The organism is Bradyrhizobium sp., from assembly GCF_036009065.1.
Taxonomy (GTDB): domain Bacteria; phylum Pseudomonadota; class Alphaproteobacteria; order Rhizobiales; family Xanthobacteraceae; genus Bradyrhizobium.
On sequence record NZ_DASYMN010000062.1, the window covers coordinates 1 to 8,651 of the forward strand.

The window sequence follows — 8,651 nt, forward strand, 5'->3', positions numbered from 1 at the left end:
AAGCCGCGATGCAGGAGAAGATGCAGGCGCTGACCGGCGGCCTGCAATTGCCGCCGGGGCTGGGTCTCGGCTAGCAAACATGCCCACTGCCGTCGCCGGTCCCGAAATCGAACGCCTGATCCAGTTGCTGGCGCGGCTGCCCGGCCTCGGCCCGCGCTCGGCGCGTCGCGCGGCGCTGCACCTGATCAAGAAGCGCGAGGCGCTGATGACGCCGCTGTCGAGCGCGCTGCAGGTGGCGATCGACAAGATCGAGGTGTGCAGGACCTGCGGCAATATCGATACGCAAAACCCCTGCACGGTGTGCACGGATCTGCGGCGCGATCCGGCGATCATCGTGGTGGTCGCCGACGTCGCCGATTTGTGGGCGCTGGAACGCGCTCATGCCACAAATGGATTTTATCACGTGCTCGGCGCCACGCTGTCGCCGCTCGATGGCGTCGGCCCGCAGGACCTCACGATCGACGCGCTGGTGGCCCGCGCGCACGATCCGCGGGTGACGGAAATCATTCTCGCTCTGAATGCGACCGTCGATGGCCAGACCACGGCGCACTACATCACCGACCTGTTGCAGGATGCCAATGTGAAGGTGACCCGGCTCGCCCACGGCGTTCCCGTCGGTGGCGAACTCGACTACCTCGATGAAGGCACGCTGTCGGCCGCGATGCGGCAGCGCACGTTGTTCTAGATATGGATGATCTCGGAGAAATGGCTATGACGTCGAAGTCACCTCTCCCCTGCGGGGAGAGGTCGGATTGCATCGACAGATGCAATCCGGGTGAGGGCCTGCCGCGAGTCCTGCGTGCGTGGAGCGTCCCCTCACCCGCCGCGCATCTGACGATGCGCGTCGACCTCTCCCCTGCGGGGAGAGGTGAATATGGACGCTTCATCTGAAGTCGCCGCGCCTATGAACTAGAAACGGAAGAGGACTTATGACTGGAAGTGACTTCGGAAAATGTTTTGCGCTGGCAACGGCCATCGTACTCGCGGCCACGTTTGAAGCGCCGGCTCAACAGGTCGAACCGCCGGCGAAGGCGGGCAAGCTGATCAACACAGGCGATATCCTGTCGGGCCAACTCAACGCCATGCGAATGCGCGGCGGCAAGAAGGGCAAACGCGTCAACACCTATCAGCTGGTCAGCGAACCGCGCCGGCTGCCGCCGCCGAACGGGCTCTGCAACCTCGAAACCGGGCCGGAGACGTTCCAGATCGTCACCAGCAGCGATGCGCAGACCGCGCAGCTGAAGGGTTTTATCGGCAAGGAAATCTCGGTGAAGGTCGACGAGGTCGCCTGCGCTGAGGATGCCGGGCAGATGAGCGAAGCGATCGTCACGAAATGGAGCGTGGTGACCAAGCATTAAGGGCGTCGCTCCAACCCACCGCCCTCATCCTGAGGAGCGGCCTCTTGGCCGCGTCTCGAAGGATAAGCCACAGGCGCAAGCGGCCATCCTTCGAGACGCCGCGCAAGCGCGCGGCTCCTCAGGATGAGGGCTGAATGACGCGGGGACGACGCTGAGGATTATACCCTCACCGTCCCCAGCCCCGCAAAATGCTCGCGGCGCTGCAGCCAGGCCAGCAGGATCAGGCTCGGCACCGCGACCAGCACGCAGATCGCGAAGAACAGCGGCCAGCCGGTCGCCGTGGCCACATAGCCCGCGCCCGAGGACAGATAGGTGCGGCCGACCGCGGCGAGCGCGGTGAGCAGCGCGTATTGCGTGGCGGTGTGCAGCGGGTTCTGGCACAGCGCCGACAGGTACGCGACGAAGATCACGGTGCCGATCGCGCTGGTGAAATTCTCCGCGGTGATCGCGAACGCCAGCGCCCATTGGTTGACGCCGACAAAGGCCAGCCATGAGAACGACAAATTGGCGACCGCCTGCAGCACGCCGCCGATCCACAGGCTGGTCGCCAGCGGATAGCGCCGCGCCACGAACCCGCCGGCAAAACCGCCGATCAGCGTCGCGGCGAGGCCTACGCCCTTGACGATGGCGGCATAGTCGTTGCGGGTAAAACCGAGATCGATCACGAAAGGCGCGGTCATGGTGCCGGAAAACGCGTCGGTGAATTTATACAGCACCACGAAGGCCAGCGCCGCCCACGCATCCCTTCGCGCAAGAAATTCCGAGAACGCGCCGACCGCGGCATGCATCACCCGCGTGAACGCGGCCTCCGTGCGGGTCGCGGCTTCCGCGCGCGCCGATTGCTCGGGCTCGGTCGCCGCCAGCGCGGTGACGGTGCCAATCAGCACCATCGCCGCCATCACGACATAGCCCCACATCCAGGCGGATGAGCGCGGGATTCCTGTGTCCTCGAATGCGCTGACCAGGAACAGCGCGCCGGCGGTCGAGACCAGCATGCCGATCCGGTAGGCCGCGACATAGGACGCCATGCCGGCGGCCTGCTCGCTCTCGGGCAGGCTTTCCACGCGAAACGCATCGACCACGATGTCCTGGGTCGACGACATCGCCGCGACCAACAGCGCGCCGAGCGCCACGAACAGCGGCGAGCGCGCCGGATCGGTCAGCGCCAGCAGCAGGATCGCGCCGATCAGCAGCAGTTGCGAGAACACCAGCCAGCCGCGGCGGCGGCCAAATCTTCGCGTGAAGAACGGCACGTGCAGCGCATCGACCAGCGGCGCCCAGATGAATTTCAGCGTATAGGGCGTGCCGACCAGCGCGAACAGGCCGATGGTGCCGAGATCGACGCCGGATTCACGCATCCACACCAGCAGCGTCGAGCCCGACAGTGCCAGCGGCAGCCCGGATGAGAAACCGAGCAGCAGTACGATCAGCACCCGGCGCTGCAGATACACCGCCCAGCCCTCGCGCCAGGAAGCGCGGGGTTTTGGCGTGATGGAGACGTCGGGAGCGCTGGTCATGCCGCAGTGCTAGCAGATTCGCGGGCTTCTTCACCTCTCCCCGCAGGGGAGAGGTCGGATTGCATCGCAGATGTAATCCGGGTGAGGGGCTTTCGGACTATCGATAGAACGCAACCCCTCACCCGCCTCGCATCTGACGATGCGAGTCGACCTCTCCGTTCGGGAGAGGTGAAGAGCTAATCCAGCTTCGCGTCCATGCCGCGCTTGACGCCGGGACGCGCCATCAGCGCGTCGTACCAGCGTCCGACATTGGGGAAATCCGAAAACGCCACCTTGTGGCGCTCGTGCCGCCACGCCCAGCCGAGGATCGCAAAATCGGCGACCGACAGCGCACCGGCGACGAACTCGCGATCCGCCAGCCGGTGATCCAGCACGCCGTAGAGCCGGCGCGTCTCCGCCGAGTACCGCTTCAAGCCATAGGCGCGGTCCTGCTCGTTGGTCAGCGCGATGAAATGATGCACCTGGCCCGGCATCGGCCCAAAGCCGCCCATCTGCCACATCAGCCATTCCAGCACCGGGATGCGCTCAAGCAGCGATTGGGGAAGGAATTTTCCGGTCTTCCCGCCGAGATACAGCAGGATCGCGCCGGACTCGAACACGCTGACGCGCTGCCCGCCGGGGCCATCGGGATCGACGATCGCGGGAATCTTGTTGTTCGGACTGATGGCGAGGAAATCCGGCTTCATCTGGTCGCCCTTGGTGATGTCGACGGGAACGACCTTGTAGGTCAACCCCATCTCCTCCAGCGCGACGCTGATCTTGCGGCCGTTCGGCGTGTTCCAGGTGTGCAGTTCGATCATGTTCGGTCATACCCCGCGAAAGCCGGGTATCCAGTAACCCGGAACGTCACGGCGTTACAACAGTCCTCGCGCGATACATCCTGCTCTGTTGATGGCGCGAGATATCCTCTGGAATGCGCGGGCGCGGCCCGATAGATTGCGCCCGCCCCACAAGAGACATCCGCCTTGTCCAAATCAGCCTCCCGCGCCCGCCTCGCCGAGATCATCCGCAAGCGATCGTTCGGACGCGGCGAGATCACCCTCGCCTCGGGCCGCAAAAGCGATTTCTATTTCAATCTGAAGCCGACCATGCTCGACCCCGAGGGCGCGGCATTGCTGGCGGAATTGAGTTTTGAGGCGCTGAAGGACGACAATCTCGACTATATCGGCGGGCTGGAAATGGGCGCGGTGCCGATCGCGGGCTCGATCGCACAGCTTTCATGGCTGAAGGGCCATCCCATCGCCGCCTTCTTCGTGCGCAAGAAGCCGAAAGAGCACGGCGCCCGCCTCGCGGTCGAGGGATTGGCCAAGGGCGAAACCCTGCAGGGCAAGCGCGTCGTGATCGTCGAGGACGTCACCACCACCGGCGGCTCGGCGATCAAGGCGGTCGATGCCGTGCGCGACGCCGGCGGTGAGATCGTGCTGGTGTTCACCATGGTCGACCGCGAAGAAGGCGCGACTGAAAATTTCGCGCAGGCCGGGCTGGTGTTCCGCTCGCTGTACAAGGCGAGCGAATTTTTGAAGGGGTGACTCTCAAGCGTCATACGCGGGCTTGACCCGCGTATCCATCCTTCTTCGCAAGAGTCTCGAAGTGGATGGATTGCCGGGTCAAGCCCGGCAATGACGATCCTGCATTTCTTTTCGGCAATCCAACACGCGGTCACCGCTCGTTTACCATCCCCGCTTATGGTGAATCCGGGCCGAAGCGCGGTTCGCTGCGGCTGTGTTGCGTTGGGGTGGAGTTCGCGTTGCGTAAAGAATTGCGTGTTCAGCGCATGCGGCGCCGCATGATGCTTGTTGCCATGGTCGTCTCAGGTCCTGTCGCGCTCGGGCCGCGCGCGGCGTCCGCCGAAAACCTGTTCGACTTCCTGTTCGGCGGTGCGCAAAAGCAGCAGCAACGCCACGCGCCCGCGCAAGCCAGTTTCTTTGCCGATCCGTTCGGCCTCAACCCGCAGCCCGCGCCGCCGCCGCGTCAGGTCGCAACCGCAGGCTCCGGGCCCGCCTTCTGCGTGCGCAGCTGCGACGGCAAGTATTTTCCATTACTGGCGCGCGGCGCCGCCACGCCGGCGCAGATGTGCCAGGCGTTTTGCCCCGCCAGCGCGACCAAGGTCTTCTTCGGTAGCTCGATCGACGGCGCATCCTCCAGCACCGGCGAGCGCTATACCGAGTCGGAAAACGCCTTTGCCTATCGCAAGGCGCTGCGCGCCGATTGCACCTGCAACGGCCGCGATCCCGCCGGCCTCGCGCCGGTGGATCTCACGCTCGACGCCTCGCTGCGTCCCGGCGATGTCATTGCCACCACCAGCGGTCTCGTAGCCTATACCGGCGTCCGGCTGGGCGCCGACCAGACTGCGGATTTCACGCCGGTCGCTTCCTATCCCGGCTTGACCGCGGATGTCCGCGCCCGGCTTGGCGGGATGAAAGTGGCGCCGGTCGTTGCAGAGACGGTCGCCAGCGATGCGCCGCTCGCCGATGTCAGCCGCGACGTGCTCCCGGTGACGGCTGTGCCGAAGAGTAATTCAGCCAGAGCGAAACGCGCGGAAGCGCAGTAGCCGTTATTTCGTCACGCCCGGGCTTGTCCCGGGCATCCACGTCTTTTCTTTTCGCAACACCAAGATGTGGATGGCCGGGTCAATCCCGGCCATGACAAGCTTTGGCTTACCGGCCGACGATGACGCCGATCACGTTCGGCGCCGCGAGATACTTGTCCTCGATCGCGGCCCGCGCGGCCGCGCGGTTTTCCGGCGTCAGCAGCCCGCGCTTTTCGGCCAGGATCATCCAGCAAAAACCCCACCAGTCCGTCAGCATGCCGTTGTCGTCGACGAGGTCGTAACCCCGCCCGGCGGCAAAGATCCGCGCCTGCGCCTCGTCGAGCGAATCGAGGAAGGCGTGGTCGGCTGATGAGAACAGGTCGTCGCTGAAATCGTCTGTCGTGTAGCCCCACACCGACATGCACACCGCGTTGAATTCGCGGTCGAACTGGTCGTCATCCACCGGCCGCCGCCGCGAGACGGCGTGCAGCCGCGACAGCGAACGCGCGAAGTCGGCGACGCGGGTGAGTGCGAAGGAATCGAAGGCGATGGTGGACATGTAGTCCTCACGAGCTCGGGCAGACCATAGATATTGTGTCGGCAACGTGCCGAATCACTATTATATATCAAAGGCTTGCTAAAGTGTTCTTAATTTGTTCTGATCTCAACGTCGTCCCGGCGAACGCCTGGCGTTCGCTGGGACGACGAGGAATTCACATCGCCGACAGCATCTTGTCGCCGCAATAATTCGCGTAAAACTTTCCACCGCACTGCCTGCGGATCGCGGCGCAGCGCGCCGCAGGCGGGGCGTTTTTGGCGACGCTGAACGAGCAGCTCAGGCCGTCGGCGCTGCGGGCTGTCTTGCCAGCGGCGAAAGCGGCGCTGGTGGCGCTGATGCAGATCATCAGCAGGGCGGCGGCGGCGATTTCGATGGTCAGTCTCATGGCGCGCTCCTTCAAAGTCGTCCTGATCCCACGTCTCCGGATGTCATCGTAGCAGCAATCGCGGTGGTCTGCAGACGGCCGGAAGCGGCCCGGTCCTTGCATAAAAGCCATGCATTGCAGCGCACAAGCGCGGCGTTCGGCGGGTTCCGGTCCCTACATAATCCGCGTATGATTCCACCCGCCGCTTAATCAGGATTCGGGTTTGCCAGATCAATCTCACCCAACAAAAGTCCCTCCGCTCAACGCCCCGGTCGACGAGCTGGCGCTGGGCGAAATCAAGAGCGCGATCCTCGCCAAGCTGACGCTTACGATCGGCAAGGACGCGGCGATGGCCACCCGCCATGACTGGTACAAGGCGGCGGCGCTGGCGCTGCGCGACCGCATCGTGCACCGCTGGCTGATCAGCGAAAAGCAGAGCTACGACGCCGGCAGCAAGCGGGTCTACTACCTCAGCCTCGAGTTTCTGATCGGCCGGCTGTTCACCGACGCGCTGAACAATATGGGGCTGCTGCCGGTGTTCGATGCGGCGCTCGGCGACCTCGGCGTCGGCCTTTCCGAATTGCGCAAATGCGAGCCGGACGCGGCGCTCGGCAATGGCGGCCTCGGGCGGCTGGCGGCCTGCTTCATGGACAGCATGGCGACCCTGGCGATCCCCGCCATCGGCTACGGCATCCGCTACGATTTCGGGCTGTTCCGCCAGATCATTTCGCAGGGCTGGCAGCAGGAATATCCGGACGAATGGCTGGGCCTCGGCAACCCCTGGGAATTCCAGCGGCCGGAAGTGGTCTACCACGTGCATTTCGGCGGCAGGGTCGACCCCGAGAGCGATGCAAAGGGCCGCGTGCGCGCCAACTGGAAGCCGGCGGAAACGGTACAGGCGATCGCCTACGACACCCCGATCGTCGGCTGGCGCGGCGCGCACGTCAATGCGCTGCGGCTGTGGTCGGCGCGCGCGCCGGACCCGCTGAAACTCGACGTGTTCAACACCGGCGACTATCTCGGCGCCAGCGCCGAGCAGGCGCGCGCCGAGTCGATCTGCAAATTCCTCTACCCGAACGACGAGAGCGCGGCGGGGCGCGAATTGCGGCTGCGCCAGGAATATTTCTTCGTCTCGGCCTCGCTGCAGGACATGATCAAACGGCATCTTGCCTCGGAGGGGCAATTGCGCGGATTCGCGCTGAAAGCCGCGGTGCAGCTCAACGATACCCATCCAAGCCTCGCCGTCACCGAGTTGATGCGCATCCTGATCGATCAGCACAACTTCGGCTGGGATGACGCCTGGCAGGTCACCGTGGCGACGCTGTCCTACACCAATCACACGCTGCTGCCGGAAGCGCTGGAGACCTGGCCGCTGGAATTGTTCGAGCGCCTGCTGCCGCGCCATCTCGAGATCATCTACCGCATCAATGACGCGCATCTGCAGCTGGCCGACGCGCGCTGCCCCGGCGACGTAGAGTTCCGCGCCTCGGTATCGCTGATCGACGAAAGATCCGGACGGCGGGTGCGGATGGGGCAACTGGCGTTCGTCGGCTCGCACCGCATCAACGGCGTCTCGGCGATGCATTCCGACCTGATGAAGGAGACGGTATTCCACGATCTCAATCATCTCTACCCCGGCCGCATCACCAACAAGACCAACGGCATCACCTTCCGGCGCTGGCTGATGCTGGCCAATCCCGGATTGACCGGTGTGCTGCGCGAAGTCTGCGGCGAGGCAGTGCTCGACGATCCGTCGCTGCTGTCGCATCTGGAGCCGCTGGCCGGCGACAACGCGATCCAGCAGCAGTTCCGCGCCGTCAAGCATCGCAACAAGATCGCGCTGGCGCGGCTGATCGGCGAGCGGCTCGGCGTCCAGATCGATCCCGGCGCGCTGTTCGACGTCCAGATCAAGCGCATCCATGAATACAAGCGGCAATTGCTCAATTTGCTCGAGACGGTGGCGCTGTATCACGCCATCAAGGACGATCCGCAGCGCGACTGGGTGCCGCGGGTAAAAATTTTCGCCGGCAAGGCGGCGGCGAGCTATCGCTACGCGAAACTGGTCATCAAGCTGATCAATGACGTCGCCGAAGTGATCAACAACGATCCCGCGATCGGCGGCAAGCTCAAACTCGCCTTCCTCGCCGACTACAATGTCAGCCTCGCGGAAGTCATCATTCCCGCCGCCGATCTGTCCGAGCAGATTTCGACCGCCGGCATGGAAGCCTCCGGCACCGGCAACATGAAGCTCGCGCTCAACGGCGCGCTGACCATCGGCACGCTGGACGGCGCCAATCTCGAAATCCGCGATCATGTCGGCGCG

The 8,651-nt window shown here is 64.3% G+C and carries 9 protein-coding genes and 1 pseudogene; 6 read left to right on the plus strand and 4 right to left on the minus strand.

All coding sequences use genetic code 11. The features are described 5' to 3' along the window. The 3 genes and pseudogenes from VGP39_RS03995 to VGP39_RS04005 form a co-directional block, all read left to right on the plus strand. Positions 1-74, plus strand: a pseudogene (locus VGP39_RS03995) (YbaB/EbfC family nucleoid-associated protein); the annotation flags it as partial. A gap of 5 nt (positions 75-79) precedes the next feature. Continuing rightward, positions 80-685 (plus strand): recombination mediator RecR, encoded by a 606-nt coding sequence (gene recR / locus VGP39_RS04000; RefSeq protein ID WP_327566806.1) that lies wholly within the window; start codon positions 80-82, stop codon positions 683-685. A 244-nt stretch (positions 686-929) separates the two neighbouring features. Then, positions 930-1,358 carry a hypothetical protein gene (locus VGP39_RS04005; RefSeq protein WP_327566807.1) on the plus strand — a complete coding sequence of 143 codons (429 nt, stop codon included), beginning with the start codon at positions 930-932 and terminating at the stop codon, positions 1,356-1,358. Positions 1,359-1,516: 158 nt separating this feature from the next. Here the strand turns inward: VGP39_RS04005 and VGP39_RS04010 are convergent, their stop codons facing one another. Both VGP39_RS04010 and VGP39_RS04015 read right to left on the minus strand, forming a co-directional pair. Further along, positions 1,517-2,875: an AmpG family muropeptide MFS transporter gene (locus VGP39_RS04010; protein WP_327566808.1), complete on the minus strand. Its 1,359-nt coding sequence runs from the start codon at positions 2,873-2,875 to the stop codon at positions 1,517-1,519. Between the two features lie 176 nt (positions 2,876-3,051). Further along, complete coding sequence (locus VGP39_RS04015) at positions 3,052-3,675, minus strand: glutathione S-transferase family protein (protein ID WP_327566809.1); 624 nt, start codon at positions 3,673-3,675, stop codon at positions 3,052-3,054. Between the two features lie 165 nt (positions 3,676-3,840). Between VGP39_RS04015 and pyrE the strand changes: the two genes are divergently transcribed. Continuing rightward, the gene (gene pyrE / locus VGP39_RS04020; protein ID WP_327566810.1) at positions 3,841-4,404 is read left to right on the plus strand and encodes an orotate phosphoribosyltransferase; all 564 of its coding nucleotides are present in this window, start codon (positions 3,841-3,843) and stop codon (positions 4,402-4,404) included. Positions 4,405-4,664: 260 nt separating this feature from the next. Continuing rightward, positions 4,665-5,426, plus strand: a complete 762-nt coding sequence (locus VGP39_RS04025; RefSeq protein ID WP_327566814.1) for a DUF2865 domain-containing protein — start codon at positions 4,665-4,667, stop codon at positions 5,424-5,426. Between the two features lie 106 nt (positions 5,427-5,532). Here VGP39_RS04025 and VGP39_RS04030 read toward each other — a convergent pair whose 3' ends face one another. Next, positions 5,533-5,964 (minus strand): hypothetical protein, encoded by a 432-nt coding sequence (locus VGP39_RS04030; RefSeq protein WP_327566811.1) that lies wholly within the window; start codon positions 5,962-5,964, stop codon positions 5,533-5,535. Positions 5,965-6,118: 154 nt separating this feature from the next. Beyond that, positions 6,119-6,349 carry a hypothetical protein gene (locus tag VGP39_RS04035; RefSeq protein WP_327566812.1) on the minus strand — a complete coding sequence of 77 codons (231 nt, stop codon included), beginning with the start codon at positions 6,347-6,349 and terminating at the stop codon, positions 6,119-6,121. Between the two features lie 202 nt (positions 6,350-6,551). On the opposite strand from VGP39_RS04035, the gene VGP39_RS04040 reads away from it, so the two are divergent. Continuing rightward, positions 6,552-8,651 (plus strand): glycogen/starch/alpha-glucan phosphorylase (locus tag VGP39_RS04040; RefSeq protein WP_327566813.1); only part of this gene is annotated, 2,100 nt, incomplete at its 3' end.

Coding starts and splice junctions, on each gene's coding strand:
- recR (WP_327566806.1), top strand. CDS start 80: ATGCCCACTGCCGTCGCCGGTCCCGAAATCGAACGCCTGATCCAGTTG.
- VGP39_RS04005 (WP_327566807.1), top strand. CDS start 930: ATGACTGGAAGTGACTTCGGAAAATGTTTTGCGCTGGCAACGGCCATC.
- VGP39_RS04010 (WP_327566808.1), bottom strand. CDS start 2,875: ATGACCAGCGCTCCCGACGTCTCCATCACGCCAAAACCCCGCGCTTCC.
- VGP39_RS04015 (WP_327566809.1), bottom strand. CDS start 3,675: ATGATCGAACTGCACACCTGGAACACGCCGAACGGCCGCAAGATCAGC.
- VGP39_RS04025 (WP_327566814.1), top strand. CDS start 4,665: ATGCTTGTTGCCATGGTCGTCTCAGGTCCTGTCGCGCTCGGGCCGCGC.
- VGP39_RS04030 (WP_327566811.1), bottom strand. CDS start 5,964: ATGTCCACCATCGCCTTCGATTCCTTCGCACTCACCCGCGTCGCCGAC.
- VGP39_RS04035 (WP_327566812.1), bottom strand. CDS start 6,349: ATGAGACTGACCATCGAAATCGCCGCCGCCGCCCTGCTGATGATCTGC.